This is a genomic window from Cryobacterium gelidum, from assembly GCF_004403985.1.
GTDB classification, from domain to species: domain Bacteria; phylum Actinomycetota; class Actinomycetes; order Actinomycetales; family Microbacteriaceae; genus Cryobacterium; species Cryobacterium gelidum.
In genome coordinates this window covers 147,955-170,060 of the sequence record NZ_SOHL01000013.1, presented here as the reverse complement: position 1 = coordinate 170,060, position 22,106 = coordinate 147,955, and the positions used below count along the sequence as shown (strand labels likewise).

Genomic DNA, 22,106 nt, shown 5'->3' with positions numbered 1-22,106 from the left:
TCCTACATAACAGTGTGGTTACTGACTGTGAGTGTAGAAGACGGGCGGGCGGCAGCCATTCGCCGAGCACGATCTGTGAGCGGATGCCGGCGTCCCCGGCCGGGGGAGGAAGCGCCGTGAAGCCGCTACGGGATGACGGGCGCGACGTGCTGCGGCGCGCTCGGACTGCCGGCCAGGGGGAGCGAGACGCGGAAAGTGGCTCCGCCGCCCGGGGTGTCGACGACGTCGACGGTACCGTTATGGCTCGCGACGATCGCGGCGACGATGGCCAGTCCCAGGCCGCTGCCCCCGGTTTCGCGAGCGCGGGAGGAGTCGGCACGCCAGAAGCGCTGAAAGATGTTCTCTCTGATTTGCGGCGGGATGCCCTCACCGTGGTCGATCACGGCGATGGACGCCCGCTGGGTGTGTGAGTCGACAGTGACTTCGAGTTCGATCGGGCTGTCCGGGGCAGTGAATCGCATCGCATTGCCCATCAGGTTGGTGATGACCTGGCGGATTTTGTTCTCTTCGGCCATGACGATGGGCGGCGGGTGCGACTCGCCCCGCAGCTCGGTCGTGCTGTTGACCTCGGGCAGTACCACGACGCCCCGACGCGGCCTGCGGGTGCGCAGCCGGGCCAGGGTGGCCCCGGCGAAGGCGATGGCCCCAGTCGGCGGGCCGGTTCCCGACGGCCTGGTGATCGTCCCCGTGGTGACGCTCTCCGACGCGTCGAATGCGGCAACCTCACCGGAGTCGCCGTCGAGGTTCACGTCATGATCGGGATCGCTATCCAGCGGATCCAGCACCGTAGACGGGGCCAGTACCGAGACCTGGCGGCCGGGCGAGCTCGCCATAGCGTCGAGCGCGGCGTCGCGGGCCAGCGGAACCAGGTCGACCGGGGTCAGGGCCAGCGGCTTGGTCTCGTCGAGACGGGCCAGTTCGAGCAGGTCTTCAACTAGCCCACCCATGCGAATGGCCTCCTTTTCGATGCGTTCCATGGCCTGAGCGACATCGTCGGGAGTCTGGAGAGCGCCCATGCGGTAGAGCTCGGCGTAGCCGCGCACCGAGACGAGGGGCGTGCGCAACTCGTGGCTCGCATCGCCCACGAAGCGACGCATCTGGTCGATGGTGCGTGCCCGATCTTTGAAGGCCCGGTCGATGCGGCTGAGCATGATGTTGAGGGAACGATTGAGGCGACCGACCTCGGTGTTCGGAGTAGCGCCGCCCAGGCGCTGGCTGAAGTCGCCGTCGGCGATCGCTGCGGCAGTCTGCTCCGCCTCGCGCAACGGTACGAAGGTTGTCGTGACGAGCACGCGGGTGAGCAAGGCTCCGATCAGCACGACCCCGGCGCCGAAACCCAGAAAAATCGTGAGGTACGTGGCCATGGTGTTCTCGGTCGGTCGCAACGACACCGCCATGACCAGGGTTCCGTAGGTGCCGGTCGGGCTGATCACCACGGGAACCATGATGGAGTGAAACTCGGTGTCGTGGGCGGCGTTCCACAGGGTCTGAATCTGCCCGTCGAGTTGCGTCACCCGGCTCAGATCGAGCGGCATGCCCACCACCGGCAGTTCCGCGTGGCCGCGTTCCTGCCAGGTGCGGGTAATCAGGTCACCATCCTGGTCGTACAACGCCACGAAGTAGTCCGAGGCGACGCCCTCGGTGTCTCCCTGCGAAAACACGGTCGACGAGTAACCGCTGAGCGCCGTCTGCGTGTCCACCTGCAGCTGCGTATCGACCTGGGTCACCACGTACTGCTTGAGCATTGCCATGGTGCCCATGCCGGAAACGAGCAGGCCGAGCGTAAGCATCAGTACCGTGACGCCGGTAATCTTTGAACGGAGGGAGATGCTGCTCCACCGCTTGGACAGGTTTTCATGCATGAGGGCTTTAGTCTACGAAAGCTCTCTGTGACTACGCCTTGGCGGCCTTGAGCATGTAGCCGAAGCCACGCTTGGTCTGGATGAGTGGTTCGCTCGAGTGCACATCGACCTTGCGGCGGAGGTAGGAGATGTAGCTCTCCACGATGCCGGCGTCGCCGTTGAAGTCGTACTCCCAGACGTGGTCGAGAATCTGTGCCTTTGACAGCACCCGGTTGGGATTGAGCATGAGGTAGCGCAGCAGTTTGAACTCGGTGGGGCTCAGTTCGATGGCCTCGGTGCCCACCAGAACCTCGTGGGTGTCCTGGTCCATGGTGAGTTCGCCGGCACGGATCACGGCGTCTTCGTCGGCGTGCATGGTGCGACGCAGGATGGCCTTGATCCGCGCGACGATCTCGTCGAGGCTGAACGGCTTGGTCACATAGTCGTCTCCGCCGACCGTAAGGCCGGTGATCTTGTCCTCTGTGTCGTCTTTTGCGGTGAGGAAAAGAATCGGTGCGGTGTAGCCGGCCGAACGCAGGCGCTTGGTCACCCCGAAGCCGTTCATGTCGGGCAACATGACGTCGAGGATGATGAGATCGGGTTCCTCCTCGAGTACGGCAGAGATAGCCTGTGCACCATTGCCTACGGCGCGCACGGCGAAGCCGGCGAAGCGGAGGCTGGTGGTGAGGAGGTCGCGGATATTGGGTTCGTCATCGACGATAAGGATGCGGGGGCCATCGGTCATTCCCCCAGTATCTGCGCGTTAGCTGGAGCTTTGCTGAGAGTAAACCCGCGTGCTCCGATCGGTGGCGCCCGATCCCGTGCGCGATCCGAATTAGCGCCATGATAGAAGGGAACAGTCGACGTGTTTCGATGGTGAGGACCGCTATGACCCGCACGAGAATCAGCTTCGGCCCGACACTGACGCTGCCCGAAATGGATGCCCCGCGCCGGCTGATCGGCGGCCGCACGTTCGACTTCGATCGCGAGGTGGCCGTGATGGCCATTATCAATCGCACCCCGGACTCGTTCTATGACCGGGGCGCAACGTTCGCGCTTGACGCATCCGTCGCGGCAGCTCATCAGGCCATTGCCGAGGGAGCCGACTGGATCGATATTGGCGGGGCTAAGTTCGCGCCCGGGCCGGTGGTGCCGATCGAGCAGGAGATTGATCGGGTGGTGCCGGTGGTCGAAGCGCTGCGCGGCTCGGGCGTCGTCATCTCGGTCGACACCTTCCACCCCGCTGTGGCGGCCGCGAGCCTCGCTGCCGGCGCGCACGTCATCAACGACACGACGGGGGTGCACGATCCGGCGATGGCCGACGTCGTCGCCGACAGCGACGCCACCCTCGTGATCACGCACAGCCTGGCCGCGCCGCGGATGCCCTACCCGGCTCCACACTACGACGACGTCGTTGCCGAGGTGATCGCCTTTCTGCTAGCCAGGGTCGACCGCGCTGTTGCGCGTGGGGTGCCCCGGGAGAGGATCCTCATCGACCCGGGTCACGACCTCAACAAAACCACCCGGCACTCGCTCGAACTGACCAGGCGGCTCGGCGAGATTACCGGGCTCGGCCTGCCGACCCTGGCCGCCGTCTCCAATAAGGACTTCATCGGGGAGAGCCTCGACCGGCCGCGCGGCGAACGCGTCGAGGGGTCCCTGGCCGCCGCGGTGGTGTGCATCCTGCAGGGCGCCCGCATCGTGCGCATGCACAACGTGCGGGCGGCCGTTGATGCCGTGCGCATGACCGAGGCCATCCTCGGGTTTCGTGAGCCCGCGTACGAGCGTCACAACCTCACCTGATGCACGCCGAACTGCCCCCACGGGCCCAACTGATCGAACGCTACCGGGTGTCCGATCGGTTGACGCCGCGGGTGCGCGTCAACTTCATCGCGAGCCTGGACGGTGCGGCGACGCACGAGGGGCTCAGCGGCGGCCTGAACAATGCCGACGACAAGATCGTCTTTGACACCCTGCGGTTGCTCACCGATGTGATTCTGGTCGGGGCCGGCACGGTGCGAGCCGAGGGCTACGGGGGGATTCGTTTGTCCGCGGAGGACGACGCCTGGCGGGTGGCACGGGGGCTCGCTGCTCAGCCCTCGCTGGCGATTGTGTCGGGGCGGCTGGATCTTGACCCTGGACATCCGGTTTTCACCAATGCGGCGACCCGGCCGATCGTGCTGACCCACGCTGCGGCGCCGGCCGACCGGCGGGCCGCGCTCGCCGAAGTGGCCGACCTGATCGACTGCGGCAAGGACGCCATCGACCCGCGCCTCATGGTGTCGGGGCTCGCCGCACGCGGCCTGCCCCAAATCCTCTGTGAGGGCGGGCCGCACCTGTTCGGCGACCTGATCGAGGCCGACTGTGTGCACGAACTCTGCCTGAGCCTGAGCCCGGTGCTCGAGGGCGGCTCCGCCGGGCGTATCAGTGTGGGAGCAACGGCGGCGACGCGCACCATGGAACTGCTGCACGTGCTGCGCGCCGGCGACATGCTGTTTTTGCGCTATGCCCGCCGTTAGGCCGCCCGACCTCGATCATCGAGTCAAACGGCCAGGGGGGCATTCAGGCTGTGCGTGTCGAGAATCGTGTAGCTGTAGCCCTGTTCGGCAAGAAAACGCTGGCGGTTCAGTGCGAAGTCCTGGTCGACGGTGTCGCGGGCGACGAGCGTGTAGAAGTTCGCTGACAGACCCGACTCCTTCGGGCGCAGCAGCCGGCCGAGACGTTGGGCCTCCTCCTGGCGTGAGCCGAACGAGCCAGACACCTGGATGGCCACGGTCGCCTCGGGCAGGTCGACCGAGAAGTTCGCGACCTTCGACACGACGAGCACCTTCACGTCACCCACGCGGAACGCCTGGTACAGCCGTTCGCGTTCGTCGATCGGCGTGGCGCCGGTGAGCTGCGGTGCGTTCAAGACCTCGGCGAGCTCGTCGATCTGGTCGAGGTACTGGCCGATCACGAGGATGCGTTCGCCCTCGTGCTTCTTGATCAGAGCCTGCACCACCCCGAGCTTGGCCGGTGCGGTCGCGGCGAGGCGGTAGCGCTCGTCGTCGGCCGCCGCGGCATAGCTGAGACGCTCCGACTGCGGCAGGTCGATGCGCACCTCGTAGCAGTTAGCCGGGGAGATGAAGCCCTGGGCTTCGATCTCCTTCCACGGGGCGTCGAACCGTTTCGGGCCGATCAGGCTAAACACGTCGCCCTCACGGCCGTCCTCGCGCACGAGGGTAGCGGTGAGACCGAGGCGGCGGCGGGCCTGCAGCTCAGCAGTGAGCTTGAACACGGGCGCGGGCAACAGGTGTACCTCGTCATAGATCACCAGTCCCCAGTCCATGGCGTCGAGCAATTCGAGGTGCGCATACTCGCCCTTGCGCTTCGCGGTGAGAATCTGGTACGTGGCAATCGTGACCGGCCTGACCTCTTTCACCTGGCCGGAGTACTCGCCGATCTCCTCCGGTGTCAGCGTGGTGCGCTTGAGCAGCTCGTCGCGCCATTGCCGCGCTGACACGGTGTTGGTCACCAGAATGAGCGTGTTGGTCTTCGCGGTGGCCATGGCGCCGGCACCGACGAGGGTCTTGCCGGCGCCGCAGGGCAGCACCACAACGCCGCTGCCGCCGTCGAAGAAGCTTGCGACGGCCTTGTTCTGATAGTCACGCAGCGCCCAGCCGTCTTCTTTCAGGGCGATCTCGTGGGGGGTGCCGGGGGTGTACCCGGCGAGGTCTTCGGCCGGCCAGCCAAGCTTGACGAGCTCCTGCTTGAGCTGACCACGCGCCCAGGGTTCAACCAGATACGATTCCGGTGACGGATGCCCGATCAACAGTGGCGCGATGCGCTTGGCTCCGGCGATTTCGGTGAGAACGGCCTGGTCGCTGCTGTGCAACACCAGAGTGCCCTCAGAGTCACGTTCGATGACGAGGCGGCCGTAGCGACCGACCGTCTCGGTGATGTCCACGCTGACAGTCTGCGGGATGGAGAATTTAGAATATTTCTCGAGCGTTGCGAGCATGTCGGACGCGTCGTGTCCGGCCGCACGGGCATTCCACAGGCCGAGCCGCGTGATGCGGTAGGTGTGGATATGCTCGGGAGCTCGTTCGAGTTCGGCGAAAACGGCGAGGTCGTGACGTGCATCCTCGGCAAGAGGGTGGGCGACTTCGAGCAACACCGTGCGGTCACTTTGGACGATCAGGGGGCCATCAGACATAGCAGTTAATCCTACGCCCGTTGGGAGGGACGACCTGCACCTGCCGCCTGCAACCGAACCGGTCAGGGAGTCGGGGTGATGCTGAGGATGCTCTTGAGCGGCAGGGTGCGCTCAATATCGGCGCGCCGGTCGCGGGCTCGAAAGCGTCCGTTGCTGACGCTGGCCGGTTCGAGGAGATAGTCCACGACCGCACCGCCGGGCATCGCGATGCTGACCAGGATGGTTTGCTTGGCTTTGATGGCGGTGTCGAGCTGGCGGGCGAGCCAGGCATCCGCTACCGAGACGCCGCTGTCCGCGGCGCGGCGTAGCTTCGTGACCAGGTTCAGGGCGGTGTCGACCGTTTGGGCGGGCATGACACGGGCGATCTGGTGTCGGCGCAGGTGCACGATCTCGCCGTGGTCGTCTTCGGCGGCGACCGGATACCGCGCGTCGCTGAGCGCCCAGAACACGGTGTCGCCGCTGAAGCGGCTGAGCAGGTGCTCGCCGTCGCCGGTGCGCACGAGCCCGATCGAGGCCAGGGTCTGGTCGACGGCGATGGTGCCGAGCAGCGCCGCATCAGCCGAGGAGACGTAGCTGAGAAAAACGGTGTTGTCGCCGATCGGGCCGGCTGGGGCGCTCGGCCGCCCCGTCAGACTACCCACCCGCACGCGGCCGTACCGTGACGCGGATTCATTGACGAGGTAGTCGACCGGCTGCGGAATGCCGGTGAGCGAGATTGAAGCGAGAAAAGCGAGCAGTGACGCGGCATTCTCGCCCGCGGCCAGGGCGCGATTGACGGATGCTGCGGTGATGCGATAACTCGATGCCAGCTCGCGACTCTCCACGTCGGCCATGCCGCGCAGGCGGGCGTCTAGCGAGGGTGCGAGCGGGCCGGGCGCGACGATTGACAGATCGTGCTGAAGGTACACGGCGCCGACTTCCGCCGGCAACGCGGTGGCCATGGTGGCGATAGCCGCCTCGGGGTCGCCGCGAAGCACGCTGGCCCCGGCGGTGCTGGTGGTGTCGTGGGCCATGACACCGAGCAGCTCGGCGTCGCGGGCAAACTCGATCAGCTGGGCCAGCATCCACTCGCCGCCGGCCGGGTAGAGCCAGGCGATGTACGCGGTGAGGCCTTCGCCCCAGAGCAAGCCGGCCTGCAGCGGCAGAATGTCGGCCACGATCGGCGGCAGCGCCGCCCGCCAGGCCGAGGCCAGGGCCGCCCAGCGGTCGGTCGTGCGCTCAAGTAGCCAGGCCTCACCGGCTTCGGTTTCCATCCAGTAGCCGTCGGAGCGGGCGAGCAGGTTGGCCCGTGCCGCCAGATCCACTATCGGAGCCACCAGGTCGAGCTCGACCGTCATGATAGCGGCCAGACGTTTGCTGTCGGGCAGGCCGAGTCCACCTCGGCTGAGCTGTCGGGCGGGCTCGCGGCTCAGTTCATTGACCAGCTCGGCGATCGACGACACGACCGCGAAGGCGCGTTCGGCGGCCAGCTGGTCGATGAAGGCGATCTCGGTGTCGGGTATGCCAGCCCGGGTGGCCGGTGGGAGTGTGGTGGCCAGATCTGCGGCACCGGGCAGACTCTGGGCTGGCCATGTCGCCAGGTGGGTGGCGACGGGGTCGTAGGGCAGGCAGCATCCGTTGTTGCCGTCGACAAGCAGGAGGGCGTGCAGGGTGTCGACCCGGCGCACCACATCGGTGAGCACGACCTCGGCCGAGCCCAGTTCGGACAGTCGACTGGTTAGTGCCGTCACGGAGGGCACGGAATTTTTGCTTGTGAGTTGACCGGCGACGGCCAGGACGGCGAGCGTGGAGCGGTCGAGGTGGCTGAGGGCCAGTTGGATATTGCTCGGATCGAGCAGCGCTTCGGCAAGGTCGAAAAAATCCTGGATGCCGTTCGCGCTCACGCCGCGCATCGTGATGACATGCCGCAGCTCGGCGTCGGACAGGGCCCGAAGTCGCGATGCGAGGCCGAGCATTACTCGCGGTCTCGTCGAGCTTCGCGACTGCGGCGAGCTCCCACGGAGACCATGAGAGCGATGATGAGCACGAACCCGGCGGGCAGGCCGTAGAGCGGCAGAATGAAGATCGGCGGCCAGATGCCGCGGCTGAACCCGTCGTTCTCACCCACGCCCAGTGCCGTCGCGATGATCACCGCGACGAACGCAAGAATCGACAGCCCCACCACGCTCGCCACCATGTAGGCGAGAACGCGTTCAAGCCGACTGACGGGCGGTGGAGATTGATTGGTCACACGCTAAGGATACGGGCACGCCGGCGCCGCAACCGAATATGCTTGGCTCACACCGCGCGCACTTTTGTGCGACCAAAACTCAGTGAGGTTCAGATGCCCACCGGCAAGGTCAAGTTCTACGACGAGGAGAAAGGCTTTGGCTTCATCACATCCGATGACGGCCAAGAGGTCTTCCTCCACGCTTCCGCCCTGCCCTCCGGCGTCACCGTCAAGGCCGGTGCGAAGCTCGAATTCGGTATCGCCGACGGCAAGCGCGGCGCCCAGGCGCTCTCGGTGCGCGTGATCGAGGCACCACCGAGCCTGAGTAAGTTCAACCGCAAGCCGGCCGACGATATGTCCATCATCGTCGAGGATCTGGTCAAGCTGCTCGACGGTATCGGCACCAACCTCAAGCGTGGGCGTTACCCCGAGAGCAGCCACAGCAAGAAGATCGCGGCGATGCTGCGCAAGGTTGCCGAGGAGCTGGATGCCTGAGGTACCGGCCACGCAGGCCACGGACGCGCAGACGACCGACACACAGCCCGGCACACCGACCGACGCCACCCTGCTTGCGGCCGTGGACCTGGCCAGGACGGCGCTGCTGGAGATCACGACCGACGACACCATCGGCGAGGTCATCGGGCACCTGGACGAGGGAGACCTCGTGGTGTCGCTGCTCTTTGACTGCCTGTTGACGGGGTACCCGGGCTGGCGCTGGACTGTCAGCCTTGCCCGGGTCGATGACTGCTCCGAGCCGTCGGTTCTCGAAACCGAACTCACGCCCGGCGACGATTCCCTCCTCGCACCCGAGTGGGTGCCGTGGTCGGACCGTCTCGTTGACGACGATATAGCAGCGGACGACGATGACGATGACGATGACGATGACGACGATGACGACGATGACGATGACGACGATGACGACGAGTCCGAATTGTCCGACGACGATGATGAACCGGACGAAGACTCCGCCGACCCTGAGGCGGCGGACGACGACGCGGATGACTCGCTCGACGCCCTGGACGGCATCGACTTCGACGAGGCGCTAGCGGCGGCGGAGCTGAACCCAGGTGAGGCCGCCGAGGCCGAGGCCGACGCCGATCAGAGTGCACCACAGCCCCCAACCCGCTCCCGGCGCGCTCGCCGCCCCTGACGCAGGCGGCGCCGTCCAGTGCGCGATGAGGGCGGCGCCGAGGGCGACCAGCCACAGCAGGGTGCCCACGAACAGTGCCTTACGGGCATCCGTTCTCGCGGGCAGCGGATCGGGCCGACGTTCGCTGTCTTTCAACCAGAGACGCATGATCCGTGCCTCGCTTTCGCTGCTAGTTGCCGAGGTTTTCGACGACGTGCTCGATTGATGCCACGAGCTTTTTGACGTCTTCGGGGTCGATCGCGGTGAAGGTCGCGACACGCAGCTGGTTGCGTCCGAGCTTGCGATACGGCTCGGTGTCGACGATGCCGTTGGCGCGCAGCGTCTTGCTGATGGCGGAGGCATCGATGGCGTCATCGAAGTCGATCGTGACGACGACCTGTGAGCGGTGCGCCGGGTCGGCCACAAACGGGGTCGCATAGTCGACGCTGGCCGCCCAGTCATACAGAACGGATGACGACGCCTGCGTTCGCGCGGACGCCCACGCCAGACCGCCGCTCTGGTTGATCCAGTCGATCTGGTTCTCCATCAGCAGCAGCGTGCTGAGGGCAGGCGTGTTCAGTGTCTGGTTCAGTCGCGAGTTGTCGACGGCGTTTTTGAGGCTGAGGAATTCCGGAATGTACCGGCCGCTCGCATTGATGCGTTCGACCCGCTCGAGGGCAGCGGGGGAGAACAATGCGATCCACAGGCCACCGTCGGAGGCGAGATTTTTCTGCGGGGCGAAATAGTAGACATCCGCTTGGCTCGCATCGAAGTCGATGCCGGCGGCCGCACTCGTGGCGTCGATGACGGTGAGGGCGCCCGTGTCGCCGGCGACCCGGGAAACCGGAGCCATGACGCCGGTCGAGGTCTCGTTCTGGGGCCACGCGTAGACGTCGATACCGTCGCGCACGACGAAGTCGCTGCGTGAACCGGTATCGGCCTTGATCACGTCGGGGGCCTCGAGCCAGGGGGCCGCCGCTGCCTTGGCGAACTTGCCGCCGAACTCGCCGAAGACCAGGTTCTGGGCGCGCTTCTCGATGAGGGAGAAAGCGGCGGCGTCCCAGAAGGCGGTCGAACCACCGTTGCCGAGCACAACTTCATAGCCGTCGGGAATGCGGAAAAGCTCGCCCAGCCCAGCGCGCACGCGAGCGACGAGGTCTTTCACCGGCGCCTGGCGGTGCGAGGTCCCGAGCACTCCGGTTCCGAATCCGAGCAGGTGGTCGAGTTGCTCGCGCCGGATTTTCGAGGGGCCGCAGCCGAATCGTCCGTCGAGGGGGAGCAGATCGGTGGGTATCAGTAGGTCGGCCATACGGCGATTCTAGTTGCCTCGCCCCGGGCGGGTAGGCTTGAGACGCTGTGCGGGCCATTGCCGAGGCCGCCGACGAAGTACCATTCAGTCACGTGATGAACGGTGCGCGCACGAGCCGAACGAAGGGTTGCGGATGAGCGATCTGATCGACACCACCGAAATGTATCTCCGCACCATCCTCGACCTCGAGGAAGAACAGATCGTTCCCCTGCGGGCACGTATCTCCGAACGACTCGGTCACTCCGGCCCGACAGTCTCGCAGACCGTCGCGCGCATGGAACGAGACGGCCTCGTCGTCGTGTCGGGCGATCGGCACCTGGAACTGACCCCGGTCGGCCGCAGCAAAGCCGTGCACGTGATGCGCAAGCATCGCCTGGCGGAACGCCTGCTGAGCGACGTGATTGGACTCGAATGGGAGTTCGTGCACGACGAAGCCTGTCGCTGGGAACACGTGATGAGCGAACAGGTTGAGCGCAAGATTTTGGAGATGCTCGGGCACCCGACCGAATCTCCCTACGGCAACCCGATTCCGGGCTTGGACGAACTGGGCGATTCTCCGGCGGTCGCGTTCATGGCGGGCGTGACCAACGTGCTGTTGGTGGTCACGAGGTCGACCGTGCCGGTGACCGCGGTCATTCGTCGTCTCGGGGAACCCGTGCAGTTCGACCCCGAGTTGTTGCTGCAGCTCAAGCAGAGCGGCGTGATGCCGGGTGCGACGGGGGTGTTCTCGGCCACCGGATCGTACGTTCTAGTACAGGTCGAGGGTTTTGGTGCCGGTTTGGAGCTGCCCAATGAGGTGGCGAGCCACATCTTCGTGGCCACGCCCACCGAGGACATCCCGGTCGCTCACTGACCAGAGGCCAGCAGTGCTGCTCAAAGGGATGGAATCAGTCGTCACGATCTTCCAACAGCTTCGTTACCAATCCGTTAGAAATGTGCCGTCTTAAGGTGACAAATGGGCATGGTTCTTGTAACCTCGGGGATGTCCCACAGACCAGAAACGGTCGAAGGACCCTGATCAAGACGCCTGCTTGCCCGTCTCTTGGTTTAGGCACACACCCGCGATTAGCGAAGTGGACGGGACAACAACCTAGTGTTGTCGAGGCGCCGGAGGCTAAAACTTTGGCTGCATTAGGACTGAGAACGGCGCGTCGCGGGCTGAAGGGCGCAGGCGATTCGCTGGAATCGTCGATTCCCTCCCACCGGCCGCGCCCCGCTCCAAAGAAGCGCCGTAGCGGCATCGCCAACATCGTCGTCATGACCCTCGCCACCGGACTGGTCGCTACCATGGCCCTCCCGGCCTATGCATTCGCCCCCGGTTCGAGAGATGCATCGTTCACGGCGAGCGAGTCCACGAAGTTGTCCAAGGCGCAGGCGCAAGGCGTTGAAGTTGATGCGCAGGCGGCAACCGTGAGCGTCGCCCGCGAAGGATTCACCGCTACCACCCCCGAAGAACTGGCCGCCGCTGCCGCGGTCGCGGCTGCAGCCGTCGCCGCGGAAACCCGCCGCGTTGAGGTTGCCGCGCAGATGACTTCCTATGCCGCGAGCTACTCCGGGCCGAGCGCTGCCGACTACCTGAAGAGCCCGGCGTACCCGAATTTTGATCTCGCCTCCGTGTTCAGCGTGGCTTCGCAGTATCAGGGCACACCGTATGTCTATGGCGGTGCCACTCCGGCGGGCTTCGACTGCTCTGGTTTCATCATGTACGTGTATGCGCAATTCGGCATCAGCCTCCCGCACTCCTCGGTGGGCCAGGGAGCGGCCGGAACCAGGATTGCGATCGAGGATGCCGTACCAGGGGACCTCGTGATCATGGACGGCCACGATGGCTTCTACGCTGGCAACGGCAACATTCTGCACGCGCCGTACACCGGCCAGTCCGTGCGGATTCAGCCGATCTGGACCAGCGACTACTACATCGTACGAATCGGCATCTGAATCATCGGGGCGGTGGCCACGAGGTAACAGCTCACGCATATGGCGCATACAGGTTCACCTGTTGCGCCATTTGTGGGTTAACCTAGTGCCCTGATGTAGTTGTAGGTCCTGAGGAGAGCCCATGCATGAGCGACGCACTATCCACACCATGGATGTGCGCGGTCGCGAGTGCTTTCGGCATAGTTGTCAGAGTGAGAAGAGCTGCCTGAGCAGACAGAAGGCGTTGTCATGATGACAGCGCCTTTTTTTGTGCTCTTTTGCGCCCGGTCACGCTCCTGTTCTTTACGCATCGGACGTAGTTCGAATGGCTGGAAGCCGTCCAGCCTCTTTCGAAAGGGAGCGCATGCGCACACTGGTACTCAACGCGGGCTATGAGCCCCTCGCCGTCGTCTCGTTCAAACGAGCGCTCATCCTGGTGATGAATCAGAAGGCGACGATCGTGCAGTCCGATCAGAATCACCCCGTTTATGCGGCCTCGGGCTCGTGGGATCGCCCGAGCGTCATCCTGCTCACGCGGTACGTGCGCATTCCCATGTCACGCCTCGTCCCGGTGAGCCGGCGGGGCGTGTTGCGCCGTGACGACCACCGCTGCTGCTACTGCGGCAAGTCGGCGGCCACGATTGACCACGTGCTGCCGCGCTCTCGCGGTGGCCGCGACACCTGGGACAACCTCGCCGCCTGCTGTTTGCGCTGCAACAACCTCAAGAGCGACCACACCCCGGCTGAAATGGGCTGGAAGTTGCGTTTTACCCCACGGATGCCGCAGGGTACGACCTGGATCGTACGCGGCGTCGAGCGGCCGGAACAGGAATGGGACGCCTACCTGGCGCCGGCCGCCTGACAGGTTCTGCAGCGCGAGCTTTCGCATCAGCGGCTTCGCGCAGGCTAAACTTGCCCGGCTAGCCTCTGTAGCTCAGTGGAAGAGCAATTCCGTCCTAAGGAAATGGCCGGGGGTTCGAATCCCTCCAGGGGCACCACGCTATGGGGCCCTACACCCCCGATAAACACTGGGATGTAGGGTTCTCGCCATTCTCAGGAATGGCTGTTTGCCCACATTTTGCCCACACTTCAAAAAAGTTCGATGCAATCCGAGGTCGGTGAAACGGCTCAAATCTGGCATTTCGACGCGCAACGGCGACACCACGCCAGAGGTTTTTTAAGGCCGCTCCTCGAGATCACGAATCGGGCAGGCGGCTGGTATAACGGCGACTCCCTGCGGGCATCGGAATGTACACCCCGTTCAACGTTCACCACGGTCGCGCACCCGCCATTCAGCACGCCCGTGGCCGCGTTCTGACAACCGCATCCACCGCCCACCCAACACTTCGTCGTGCAGGAGCCGCAGTCGCTCACGTTGCCCACGGCATCCTGGATTAACAAACCGGAGAAGGAAAGAACGAACTCAATGACCGCCTAAAACAGCTGACTCATAAAGGTTGACATCTTCCGCAAGCTCGCTGCCAGAACCCTCCGCGGAGTGTTGCCGAAAGTTTCGGCGACCACGTGGGCAGCGTCGTGCCTGGCTCGGACGACCTGCACGATGAGCCAGCCGTCCGACTTCAGGAAGAGGAGCGGAGCCGCCGTCAGCCTCTTCCTCCTGTTGCTCGCCGGCACACCCGGCTCACCTCACCGGTTGGCCGCTCGCGGCGCACCGATACCGGGATTGATCTGGAACGGCCCGGCGGCTGACGGCTGCACATCGAAATCGAAGATTGATGTGGGGATGTATACCGTCGAGCAGGAGTTCGGAATGTCGACCACGCCCGACAACCGGCCCTCAATGGGTGCGGCACCGAGCAGTAGGTAGACCTGTTCTGGCGAGTACCCGAACTTGGTGAGGTAGTCGATGGCGTGCAGGCAGGCCCGCTGGTAGGACAGGTGCGAGTCCAGATAGCGCTGTTCGCCGTCAAGCGTCACCGAGGTTCCGGAGAAGGCCAGCCACTGGCTGAACTGGGGTTCCACGTTGCCGGGCATGAAGATGGCGTTCTCGCTCACCCCGTAGGTCTCCATACCGCCCTTGATGATGTCCACGCGCAGCTCGATGAAACCGCCCATCTCGATGGCCCCGCAGAATGTGATCTCACCGTCGCCTTGGGAGAAGTGCAGGTCGCCGAGCGAGAGGTTGGCGCCGTCTATGAACACCGGGTAGAAGATCCGGCTGCCCTTTGACAGGTTCTTGATGTCCTGGTTGCCCCCGTTTTCGCGTGGTGGTGCGGTGCGGGCGGCCTCTCCGGCTACCCGTGCGAATTCCGAGGGAGCGAGGGACCCCAGAACGGCGTGCTCGGCCTCCGGCGGAAGCGCAAGGGGCGGCACGCGGTGCGGGTTGGTGGCGATCAGGTCACCTTCTCGCTTGTTCCAGGTGGCCAGCAGCTTCGCTGACGGTGCCGTACCCATCAGCCCGGGATGAATGAGTCCGGTGAACGACACATTTGGGATGTGTCGTGAGGTTGCGGTTTGGCCGGTGAAATCCCAAATGGCCTTGTACGCGTCGGGAAACTGGTCGGTGAGAAAACCGCCGCCGTTGTTCCGCGCGAAGATTCCGGTATATCCCCAGCCCTGCCCTGCGAGCGGTCCGGTGTCTTCCATGGGGATGGGTCCCACATCGAGAATATCTACCACAAGCAGGTCTCCCGGTTGGGCGCCTTCCACGGCGAACGGGCCGCTGAGCTTGTGCACGGTCAGCAGGGGTGCGTTGAGAATGTCGTCGGCCGAGTCATCGTTCACGATGGCACCGTCGAACCATTCGCGGCAATCCACCCGAAACGACGTGCCGGGCTTCACTGTGGCGACCGGCGGGATTTCGGGGTGCCAGCGGTTGTGCCCTACCTTCTCTTGGTCCTCAAATTTTTTCGAAGAATCTAGCGGAAACAGCAGCTCGGGCATCTTATTCTCCTTCTTCGGGTGCGTGCGAACGTGCGATTACGGTCGGGGAAGCTTTTTATGCAGCGGGTTGAACGTGTATTTCTGCGCGGGACCAGAACGCCGCCCGGGGGCGGAAGAGTTCACGACCGCGGGCTCGTGCGCGCTGCGCTTGGTGTCGTCTATTAGTCGAAATGCAGCCGAACTGGCCGTGGACAGCCGGGGCGCGCTCATGCGGCGCCGGGCGGTGCAGGCGCACGTCGGGCAGCTCACCAAGTCGGGTACAGAACGCATCTCAAAGACGAGGTCGAAGTCCGCGCAGTTGGGGCACCGGTACTCGTAGGTGGGCATGGTTCCCTTTCAGGTCACGATCAATGCGGTAGCAGATGCCGCAGGCGCCGCCGCGACTCTCGCCCGCCGTCCCATGACCATCGCCATCACGAAAGCGATCCCGCCCAGGGCTGCCATGCCGAGGGCCAGGGCAGCGTTCGACTCGTAGCGGCCCAGCAGCAGAAAAAAGGCCGGAATGGTGGCCGTGAGGTGGCTGATCAGAATCGCGAACCACCCAGTCGTGCGGGCCAAGGACTCTTTTCCCAGACCGAGCAGCAGGAAAAAGAAGAACCACAACACGGCCCAGATCCACCAGATCACGCCGAAAACCGCGTCGCCGAGCGTGAACTGAATGATGCCGATCACGAGCGCGCACGCCGACACGAACAAGGAGAACCAACCGAGGCCTTCTCCGCTCACGCCGGTCACCTGCAGAATGCCGACGTAAAGATACGTGAACCCAAAGAGATAGAGACCCGCAGCCCCGAGGATGATCGCCGGATCGTTGTTCGCTTGGATCAGAATGATCGTTGGCAGCACCACCTGCATTCCACCCACAAAGAAGTTGAGAATGGCGGCCGACTTGCCAGGGATCACGCCGATCAGCATAAGCCCGTTGATAAATAGGATGACCCCTACATACAGCAAACCAACATTGCTCATAATCGGCGGCCTCCAACTTCGGTGTCATTCACGGCAGCAAGGTCCGTGGCCCGAATGTAGCGGAACGGACAGGATGGTGTCAACGATCTTGGTGATGCACCCTGCGGTGGCTGCGCACTGAATGCAGGCGGCTAACCGTGTTCGTAGAGCGCCAAAGAAATCCTGACAGTAGGGACAAATCGGGATGACGTATCGCTTAAGGTCGCATTCGTTACCTTGGTGCGTGCACGGTAAGCGATACACGCTCTTCCGCGTGGATTAGGGGTCAGAAGCAGCTCGTTGGAAATGTCTTGCGAACGATCGTTAGCGAACGCTGTAGTCCACAAAACTTAGCGTCGGATATTCGACAAATTCACAAGCCATCCCTGATTGCCGCCGGCAGTACTGCGATGCTCGTCGTTGAGGCGGGGTGGCGGTCCGGTTCGCTGAACGTCGCCGGCCACGCGGCTGCGCTGGGTTGCCCGTTCGGCGCCGTCCCCGGGCCGGTCATTTCCCCGAGCAGTGACGGATGCTACCGCCTGATCAAAGAATTCAAAGCACGCATCATCACCGACGCGACTGACGCCGCCGCCGCACTGTAGCCGCGTGGGCCGGCCAGCCTTTGGGCTGGCCGGCGAAGGGTGTCCCCTCGCGCTCCCCACCAAGACACCCCCGCAACAGCCAAGCAACGACACGGAACGGCGGCGCGGCCGCCCTGCAGTTCTGCCAGGGCGGAGCCGCTGGGCGGTACTGTCTTGTGATGTCTTTTTGACCATTTACGATCCGCTCCCTAAGGGAGAGTTTCCCATGCTTGCCGAGGGCGAGACGCTTGTCGACGGCTACCGCCGCCGCGACAACGTAACCGACGCAACGCTGATCAGGTACTGCGGCTTCTATGGGGATCCTGCCATCAACAAGGAAGACATCTTTTACTTCGTTTATGGCCTACTGCACAGCTCCACATATCGGGAGACCTATCAGGCCGACCTCATAAAGATGCTGCCGCGCATCCCGAAGGTCACCGATTTCTGGGGGTTCAGCTCAGCTGGCCGCGCATTGGCCGAACTTCACCTCAATTACGAGACGATTGCACCTCATCCACTGGTCGAGACGCGCAAAAGCGAGGCCCCCGCGACCGCGATTCTCAGTTCGACTTCTACCGAGTGAATAAGATGGGTTTCCTCGGCCGCAAAGACCGATCTGGCGTCTTCTACAACTCTCAGATCACCCTCACCGGCATTCCTGAGACGGCCTACGACTACCAGGTGAACGGCAAATCTGCGATCGAGTGGATTCTTGACCGTTACCAGGTGACCACCCACAAAGAGTCTCAGATTACCAATGACCCCAACGACTACAGCCGTGAGGTCGACGACCCCAGTTATATCATCGACCTGCTCGCGCGCATCGTCACCGTGAGCCTCGAGACGGTGCGCATCGTCGCAGCTCTGCCGCCCCTTGACAGCCTCGAGGAGAATCCATGATGAATCAGAGAAGCTGAAGCGGTTGCTCTGATTTCACCTTCTGAATAAGGTTGTTAAGTTTCGCCTCCGGCTCAGGCAGCAATCCAGGCCGGTCGAAGTCAAGCAGAGTTGCGAAGGTCGACGACACGAGGGCAGGGTTGAAGTTCACGCACTCGGAGGACGGCAAGATCTATTACAACAGCCATGGAACCTTGCCCAATATCTGAGCCGACTACGCTGTCCTGACCTCGCGGTGGCCATGAGTCATTCGGTCATTCGGTCATTCGGTCATTCGGCATGCCCTGCTTACACCTTCAGTTCGCTCGTCGCCGGGGGCAGGTTGCGTCCGCATCAGCGACGGGACGGTCGTCTCGTCTCGCCCCACCCGTGATGCACGCGCATTGGTCCGGTCGTACGGCTTCTACGGAGCACATTTTCGTATTTGTCAGGCACGGCTGAGTTCGGTGATCGTTGTTGTATGGGGTGTGAGGGCCGGTTCTGGGCCGAAATGCGCGAGTACTGTCCGTGCTCCGCGGCAGCGTGACCATGCGCTCCACCAAAACGCTGTGTTTTTGGGTCCGACCCGTTCACGCGAGGGAGTTGAGGTCGACACTTACACGTATGACGAGCATGTCCCGGACTGCCTTGGTGAGCGGCGCTTTTGTTGAATTAGCTCATGCTTTTGTCGGCGATTATGACGTGCTCGATGCCTTTCCATGGGCACTGCGACGTCAACGATGTGCGGGAGAAGTACGCAGAATTGATCGATTCTGTCGGGAAGTACTGGTCGCCTTCAACCAGGATGGTTTCATCCGACTCTGCCAGCACGACATCATTCCAGACTGCTTGATACATGGCCTGCTCCCTGCATGTTGTGTGCGGGACTGACCCGCAACTGCGCCCAGTGTAGGCGGCATTCCCGGCTCGGTTCTCTTACCGGGTACACATACAGCGATTACCCGAGAACGTGAACATGACCCTAGCGTCGGAAATATTCGGGGAATTTTCAAGCCAACCTTATTTGATGCCGCTGCGCGCGAAACCCTGCACGAAGAAGCGCTGGAATACCAGGAATAGCACCACCATGGGCACCACGTTGATGAGGGCGAACGCCATTGTCGCACCAAAATCTGACCCGAACTGGCCCTGCAGGTAGAGCAGGCCGATCGGCAGAGTGAATAGCTCGTTCTGCTTGAGGGCAATGAGTGGCCAGGCGAAATCATTCCACGACTGCAACAGCGTCACAAAAAATAGTACGGCGATCAGCGGTTTTGAGAGCGGCAAAACTATACTTCCGAATACTCTCAGGTGGCTGGCCCCGTCGATGCGGGCTGCCTCGATCAGGTCGCGCGGGATGGACAGAAAGAACTGGCGTGCGAGGAACAGCCCGAAAGCACTCGCGGCCGTGGGCAGGATGACCGCCCAGTAGCTGCCGTAAAGCCCGAGGTTTGTTACGAGCCGAAACAGCGGCACCATAATCACCTGCACGGGGATCATCAGCGTCGTCAGGGCGATGAGGAAGACGACGTTTGAACCGCGGAACTTAAGCTGCGACAGGGCGTACCCGCCTAACAGGTTGACGAGTACCGTGAGAACTGCGACCGTGGCCGAGATTGCCAGGGAGTTACTAAACCATGTGGCGATTGGGAACCCGGCGAGGACACGCTCGAAGTTTCCAACTGTGAGGGCACGCGGCCAGAGACGCAGTGTGCCACCCAGCAGCTCGGAACGCGATGAGAACGCGACTACAAGCATCCAATACAGCGGGAACAGCACAACGATACTGATGAGGATAGCCCCGGCGACGCGGGCTACGAGCCCCCGTCGTGAGCCTCTTCGCGAGCGAGGCGCACCTCGTCTTGTCGTCTTCTGCCTGCGGGTTGCTGGCGCTGGCGAGAGGATGGATGTTGTCACGATGGTGTCCTTATTCGGCCAGGTCCCGGCCGCGGCTGGTGCGCCACCGGACCGCTGTGAAGACAAAGGTTATGAGAAGTAGCACGACACCGATTGCGGCTGCGTAGCCCTGGTCGCGAGTCACGAAACCCGTTTCATAGGCGTAGGTGACGAGCACGGATGTGGCATTCTGCGGGCCGCCGCCGGTCATTACGAACACGATGTCGAAGACTTGGAAGGAGTAGATGACGTTCAGGATGAGCAGGAAGAATGACGACGGGCCGAGCAGGGGCACGGTCACATTCCGGAATCGGGCCCAGGAGCCCGCCCCATCCAGTTCGGCCGCTTCGTAAAGTTCGGGGCCGATACCTTGAAGGCCCGCCAGGTAGATGAGCATGTTGAATCCCACCCGCCACCACAACGTAACGAGAACAACGGATACGAAAGCGGCGGATCCACCGGACTGCCAGTTGACACTCGGGAGCCCGATGAACCGGATCAGAGTGTTGAGGATGCCGTTGTTCTCGTTGAAGACGAGTACACCGATCAGTGCGGTGGCTACGCCCGAAATAGCCATCGGGACGATGAGAATGGAACGGAACACGCCGCGGGCGGGAAGGATCGAGTTGAACAGCACGGCTGCGCCGAGGCCAAGACCCATCGACAGGGGCGTCACGATGATTGTGAACAGCAGGGTGTTCGCCGTGGCTCTCCAGAAAAGCGGGTCGCTGATAAGGCGCTCGTAATTGGCAACACCCACGAATTCACCGACCCCGAACCCGTTGGTCTTCTGAAAGCTGATCACCACGGCCCACACGAGCGGGACGAGTACGAATAGGCCAAGCAGCAGCATGTTCGGCGTCAGAAACAGCCACCCCGCAAGCGCCTCGCGCACGGTTTTCGTATCGCGACGCCCAAGGCGTTTCGGGAGTTGAGGTGGTGGTGCGACGCGGTCCTGCTCGGCAACGACCCGTGTCACGAACCGCCCGTGGGTTGGGCGATCCCGTCTGCGATTGATTTCAGGGTGTCTGCGGTGCTTGTCGAACCAGCGAAGGCCGATTCCAGGTTGTCTTGGAGGACAGTGATGATTCTCGACATGTCGGGGGAGGCTACCTGGCTTGAGTCCTCGGCGCGCACCGTAGAAGCCTGGCCGAGGAAGATGGGGGCGAGTTCGGGGCGTACGTCAAAATCGATGCCCGACTCGCTCAGATCCTTGCGGGTCGGCAAGAGTGAGGCGGTCTCGCAGAAGTCGCGCATTTGCATATCGCCCGTGACGAAATCAAGGAAGGCTGCGGCGAGCTCCGGGTTGGCAGTGTCCGCGGTGGCAACGAGCGCATTCCCTCCGAAGTCGCCCCCGCCGCGCTCACCACGCGGGGCGAAGGTCGCGCCCCACTCAAAGTCCAGTGTGTTTGTGGCATCCGGAATAGCGAACGCACCAGACCACACCATCGCCGAAGTCTGCGAGTACCACGTATCGCTCGCGAAGGTGGCCGACTTGATGGTGTTATTCGGCGGCACGAAATTCTTCGTGAAGAAACTGGACGAGAACTCGAGGGCAGCCGCTCCCGCGTCCGAGTCGATCGCCGGGTCGGTGAGGTTCGTGGCCAGGAACCGACCGTCCGCCTGAAAAAGCAGGCTGAGCCAGCGGGTAACGCCATTACCCTGCCAGTTATAGGCCATAGGGAATACATCTGCGGGTTGGGCGGCACGCAGAGTCGCCGCGACCTCGGACAGCTCATCCCACGTCCAGGCACTCTCGAGCGAGGTAGGAACCGACGTAATCCCGGCCGATTCCAAGGCTGCTTTGTTGTACAGGATCGCTGAGGTATCGGTGTGGTGAGGCACCCCGAACGGCTTGTCGTTGCCCTGCACAGCCGCCCAAGCCGCGTCGGTGAATCGATCGGAAAAACCGGACTCTAGGTATGGGCTCAAGTCCAGAAGCTGGTCGCGACCGGCGTAGCTGCCAAACGTGTAATACGGAACACGAAAAATGTCCGGCGGATTCCCCGCCTGCAGCTGGGCATCGATGTTAGTGAACATCTGTCCGTAGGGGACCGAGTTCAACTCGACCTTCGCTCCCGCGTTAGCCTCCTCAAACGCCGCGATGACGCGAGCGAAACTTGCCAGCTCCGCGTCTGTACCCCAAGTAGTGAATGTCAACGTTTTTGACCCCGTAGACGAAGAAGTCGACTGCTGCGGCGCGAAACCACATCCTGATAACAACACAGGTAACGTCACAGCACCGGATCCGATCAGGAAATGGCGTCTACTGAAATTCATGCAGGAATCCTCCAACTG

At 63.1% G+C, this 22,106-nt stretch carries 23 protein-coding genes and 1 tRNA gene; 11 read left to right on the top strand and 13 right to left on the bottom strand.

Features of this window, described 5'->3' with window-relative positions; translation table 11 throughout:
• Nucleotides 1-125: 125 nt before the first annotated feature.
• A complete protein-coding gene (locus E3T50_RS07100; protein WP_134551209.1) occupies nt 126-1,862 on the bottom strand; it encodes a sensor histidine kinase in 1,737 nt (578 codons plus the stop codon).
• Nucleotides 1,863-1,893: 31 nt separating this feature from the next.
• Nucleotides 1,894-2,586 (bottom strand): response regulator transcription factor, encoded by a 693-nt coding sequence (locus E3T50_RS07095; RefSeq protein WP_092112483.1) that lies wholly within the window; start codon nt 2,584-2,586, stop codon nt 1,894-1,896.
• A gap of 143 nt (nt 2,587-2,729) precedes the next feature.
• On the opposite strand from E3T50_RS07095, the gene folP reads away from it, so the two are divergent.
• The gene (gene folP / locus E3T50_RS07090) at nt 2,730-3,644 is read left to right on the top strand and encodes a dihydropteroate synthase (RefSeq protein ID WP_174844740.1); all 915 of its coding nucleotides are present in this window, start codon (nt 2,730-2,732) and stop codon (nt 3,642-3,644) included.
• Nucleotides 3,644-4,360, top strand: coding sequence for a pyrimidine reductase family protein (locus tag E3T50_RS07085; protein ID WP_134551207.1), 717 nt, complete (start codon nt 3,644-3,646; stop codon nt 4,358-4,360). The genes folP and E3T50_RS07085 overlap by 1 nt, the downstream gene beginning before the upstream one ends.
• 23 nt (nt 4,361-4,383) lie before the next feature.
• On the opposite strand, the gene E3T50_RS07080 is transcribed toward E3T50_RS07085, so the two are convergent.
• The 3 genes from E3T50_RS07080 to E3T50_RS07070 form a co-directional block, all read right to left on the bottom strand.
• A complete protein-coding gene (locus tag E3T50_RS07080) occupies nt 4,384-6,036 on the bottom strand; it encodes a DNA repair helicase XPB (RefSeq protein WP_134461345.1) in 1,653 nt (550 codons plus the stop codon).
• 62 nt (nt 6,037-6,098) lie between these two features.
• Complete coding sequence (locus E3T50_RS07075; RefSeq protein WP_134551206.1) at nt 6,099-7,991, bottom strand: helicase-associated domain-containing protein; 1,893 nt, start codon at nt 7,989-7,991, stop codon at nt 6,099-6,101.
• On the bottom strand, nt 7,991-8,266 hold the full coding sequence (locus E3T50_RS07070) for a hypothetical protein (protein ID WP_241978361.1): 276 nt from the start codon (nt 8,264-8,266) through the stop codon (nt 7,991-7,993). The genes E3T50_RS07075 and E3T50_RS07070 overlap by 1 nt, the downstream gene beginning before the upstream one ends.
• A gap of 93 nt (nt 8,267-8,359) precedes the next feature.
• Here E3T50_RS07070 and E3T50_RS07065 point away from each other — a divergent pair, with 93 nt between their 5' ends.
• Nucleotides 8,360-8,740 carry a cold-shock protein gene (locus E3T50_RS07065; RefSeq protein ID WP_134461339.1) on the top strand — a complete coding sequence of 127 codons (381 nt, stop codon included), beginning with the start codon at nt 8,360-8,362 and terminating at the stop codon, nt 8,738-8,740.
• Nucleotides 8,733-9,395, top strand: coding sequence for a DUF3027 domain-containing protein (locus tag E3T50_RS07060; protein ID WP_134551205.1), 663 nt, complete (start codon nt 8,733-8,735; stop codon nt 9,393-9,395). Before E3T50_RS07065 ends, E3T50_RS07060 begins: the two co-directional genes overlap by 8 nt.
• 169 nt (nt 9,396-9,564) lie before the next feature.
• On the opposite strand, the gene serC is transcribed toward E3T50_RS07060, so the two are convergent.
• The gene (gene serC / locus E3T50_RS07050) at nt 9,565-10,683 is read right to left on the bottom strand and encodes a phosphoserine transaminase (RefSeq protein WP_134461330.1); all 1,119 of its coding nucleotides are present in this window, start codon (nt 10,681-10,683) and stop codon (nt 9,565-9,567) included.
• A 133-nt stretch (nt 10,684-10,816) separates the two neighbouring features.
• Between serC and E3T50_RS07045 the strand changes: the two genes are divergently transcribed.
• The 4 genes from E3T50_RS07045 (at nt 10,817) to E3T50_RS07030 (ending at nt 13,598) form a co-directional block, all read left to right on the top strand.
• The gene (locus E3T50_RS07045; protein ID WP_134551204.1) at nt 10,817-11,536 is read left to right on the top strand and encodes an iron-dependent transcriptional repressor DtxR; all 720 of its coding nucleotides are present in this window, start codon (nt 10,817-10,819) and stop codon (nt 11,534-11,536) included.
• Between the two features lie 269 nt (nt 11,537-11,805).
• Nucleotides 11,806-12,621: a C40 family peptidase gene (locus E3T50_RS07040; protein WP_166784226.1), complete on the top strand. Its 816-nt coding sequence runs from the start codon at nt 11,806-11,808 to the stop codon at nt 12,619-12,621.
• A 343-nt stretch (nt 12,622-12,964) separates the two neighbouring features.
• The gene (locus E3T50_RS07035; RefSeq protein WP_134461321.1) at nt 12,965-13,462 is read left to right on the top strand and encodes an HNH endonuclease; all 498 of its coding nucleotides are present in this window, start codon (nt 12,965-12,967) and stop codon (nt 13,460-13,462) included.
• 61 nt (nt 13,463-13,523) lie between these two features.
• A tRNA-Arg gene (locus E3T50_RS07030) sits at nt 13,524-13,598 on the top strand.
• Between the two features lie 649 nt (nt 13,599-14,247).
• Here E3T50_RS07030 and fmdA read toward each other — a convergent pair.
• From fmdA to E3T50_RS07015, 3 genes are read right to left on the bottom strand one after another with little or no spacing between them, the layout of a single operon-like run.
• Complete coding sequence (gene fmdA, locus E3T50_RS07025; RefSeq protein ID WP_134461318.1) at nt 14,248-15,504, bottom strand: formamidase; 1,257 nt, start codon at nt 15,502-15,504, stop codon at nt 14,248-14,250.
• Between the two features lie 36 nt (nt 15,505-15,540).
• Nucleotides 15,541-15,831 (bottom strand): FmdB family zinc ribbon protein, encoded by a 291-nt coding sequence (locus E3T50_RS07020; RefSeq protein ID WP_134551202.1) that lies wholly within the window; start codon nt 15,829-15,831, stop codon nt 15,541-15,543.
• A 9-nt stretch (nt 15,832-15,840) separates the two neighbouring features.
• Entirely contained in the window at nt 15,841-16,473 is a 633-nt protein-coding gene (locus E3T50_RS07015) for an AmiS/UreI family transporter (RefSeq protein WP_134551201.1), read from the bottom strand.
• 290 nt (nt 16,474-16,763) lie between these two features.
• Between E3T50_RS07015 and E3T50_RS07010 the strand changes: the two genes are divergently transcribed.
• From E3T50_RS07010 to E3T50_RS16580, 3 genes are all read left to right on the top strand, one after another.
• Nucleotides 16,764-17,054, top strand: a complete 291-nt coding sequence (locus E3T50_RS07010) for a DNA-processing protein DprA (protein WP_420898722.1) — start codon at nt 16,764-16,766, stop codon at nt 17,052-17,054.
• Between the two features lie 205 nt (nt 17,055-17,259).
• On the top strand, nt 17,260-17,619 hold the full coding sequence (locus E3T50_RS16585) for a type ISP restriction/modification enzyme (protein ID WP_241990809.1): 360 nt from the start codon (nt 17,260-17,262) through the stop codon (nt 17,617-17,619).
• 5 nt (nt 17,620-17,624) lie between these two features.
• Nucleotides 17,625-17,936, top strand: coding sequence for a type ISP restriction/modification enzyme (locus E3T50_RS16580; RefSeq protein WP_338145348.1), 312 nt, complete (start codon nt 17,625-17,627; stop codon nt 17,934-17,936).
• A gap of 648 nt (nt 17,937-18,584) precedes the next feature.
• On the opposite strand, the gene E3T50_RS06995 is transcribed toward E3T50_RS16580, so the two are convergent.
• From E3T50_RS06995 to E3T50_RS06980, 4 genes are all read right to left on the bottom strand, one after another.
• Nucleotides 18,585-18,770 carry a DUF427 domain-containing protein gene (locus E3T50_RS06995; protein WP_134551197.1) on the bottom strand — a complete coding sequence of 62 codons (186 nt, stop codon included), beginning with the start codon at nt 18,768-18,770 and terminating at the stop codon, nt 18,585-18,587.
• Nucleotides 18,771-18,932: 162 nt separating this feature from the next.
• The gene (locus E3T50_RS06990; RefSeq protein WP_241990808.1) at nt 18,933-19,829 is read right to left on the bottom strand and encodes a carbohydrate ABC transporter permease; all 897 of its coding nucleotides are present in this window, start codon (nt 19,827-19,829) and stop codon (nt 18,933-18,935) included.
• 10 nt (nt 19,830-19,839) lie between these two features.
• Nucleotides 19,840-20,787, bottom strand: a complete 948-nt coding sequence (locus E3T50_RS06985) for a carbohydrate ABC transporter permease (RefSeq protein ID WP_241990807.1) — start codon at nt 20,785-20,787, stop codon at nt 19,840-19,842.
• Nucleotides 20,784-22,103 (bottom strand): ABC transporter substrate-binding protein, encoded by a 1,320-nt coding sequence (locus E3T50_RS06980; protein WP_241990806.1) that lies wholly within the window; start codon nt 22,101-22,103, stop codon nt 20,784-20,786. The genes E3T50_RS06985 and E3T50_RS06980 overlap by 4 nt, the downstream gene beginning before the upstream one ends.
• Between the last annotated feature and the right edge of the window lie 3 nt (nt 22,104-22,106).

What these genes read in the sequence shown, in the direction of transcription:
- E3T50_RS07100 (WP_134551209.1), bottom strand. Translation starts at nt 1,862, where the DNA reads ATGCATGAAAACCTGTCCAAGCGGTGGAGCAGCATCTCCCTCCGTTCA.
- E3T50_RS07095 (WP_092112483.1), bottom strand. Translation starts at nt 2,586, where the DNA reads ATGACCGATGGCCCCCGCATCCTTATCGTCGATGACGAACCCAATATC.
- folP (WP_174844740.1), top strand. Translation starts at nt 2,730, where the DNA reads ATGACCCGCACGAGAATCAGCTTCGGCCCGACACTGACGCTGCCCGAA.
- E3T50_RS07085 (WP_134551207.1), top strand. Translation starts at nt 3,644, where the DNA reads ATGCACGCCGAACTGCCCCCACGGGCCCAACTGATCGAACGCTACCGG.
- E3T50_RS07080 (WP_134461345.1), bottom strand. Translation starts at nt 6,036, where the DNA reads ATGTCTGATGGCCCCCTGATCGTCCAAAGTGACCGCACGGTGTTGCTC.
- E3T50_RS07075 (WP_134551206.1), bottom strand. Translation starts at nt 7,991, where the DNA reads ATGCTCGGCCTCGCATCGCGACTTCGGGCCCTGTCCGACGCCGAGCTG.
- E3T50_RS07065 (WP_134461339.1), top strand. Translation starts at nt 8,360, where the DNA reads ATGCCCACCGGCAAGGTCAAGTTCTACGACGAGGAGAAAGGCTTTGGC.
- E3T50_RS07060 (WP_134551205.1), top strand. Translation starts at nt 8,733, where the DNA reads ATGCCTGAGGTACCGGCCACGCAGGCCACGGACGCGCAGACGACCGAC.
- serC (WP_134461330.1), bottom strand. Translation starts at nt 10,683, where the DNA reads ATGGCCGACCTACTGATACCCACCGATCTGCTCCCCCTCGACGGACGA.
- E3T50_RS07045 (WP_134551204.1), top strand. Translation starts at nt 10,817, where the DNA reads ATGAGCGATCTGATCGACACCACCGAAATGTATCTCCGCACCATCCTC.
- E3T50_RS07035 (WP_134461321.1), top strand. Translation starts at nt 12,965, where the DNA reads ATGCGCACACTGGTACTCAACGCGGGCTATGAGCCCCTCGCCGTCGTC.
- fmdA (WP_134461318.1), bottom strand. Translation starts at nt 15,504, where the DNA reads ATGCCCGAGCTGCTGTTTCCGCTAGATTCTTCGAAAAAATTTGAGGAC.
- E3T50_RS07020 (WP_134551202.1), bottom strand. Translation starts at nt 15,831, where the DNA reads ATGCCCACCTACGAGTACCGGTGCCCCAACTGCGCGGACTTCGACCTC.
- E3T50_RS07015 (WP_134551201.1), bottom strand. Translation starts at nt 16,473, where the DNA reads ATGAGCAATGTTGGTTTGCTGTATGTAGGGGTCATCCTATTTATCAAC.
- E3T50_RS16585 (WP_241990809.1), top strand. Translation starts at nt 17,260, where the DNA reads ATGCTTGCCGAGGGCGAGACGCTTGTCGACGGCTACCGCCGCCGCGAC.
- E3T50_RS16580 (WP_338145348.1), top strand. Translation starts at nt 17,625, where the DNA reads ATGGGTTTCCTCGGCCGCAAAGACCGATCTGGCGTCTTCTACAACTCT.
- E3T50_RS06995 (WP_134551197.1), bottom strand. Translation starts at nt 18,770, where the DNA reads ATGTATCAAGCAGTCTGGAATGATGTCGTGCTGGCAGAGTCGGATGAA.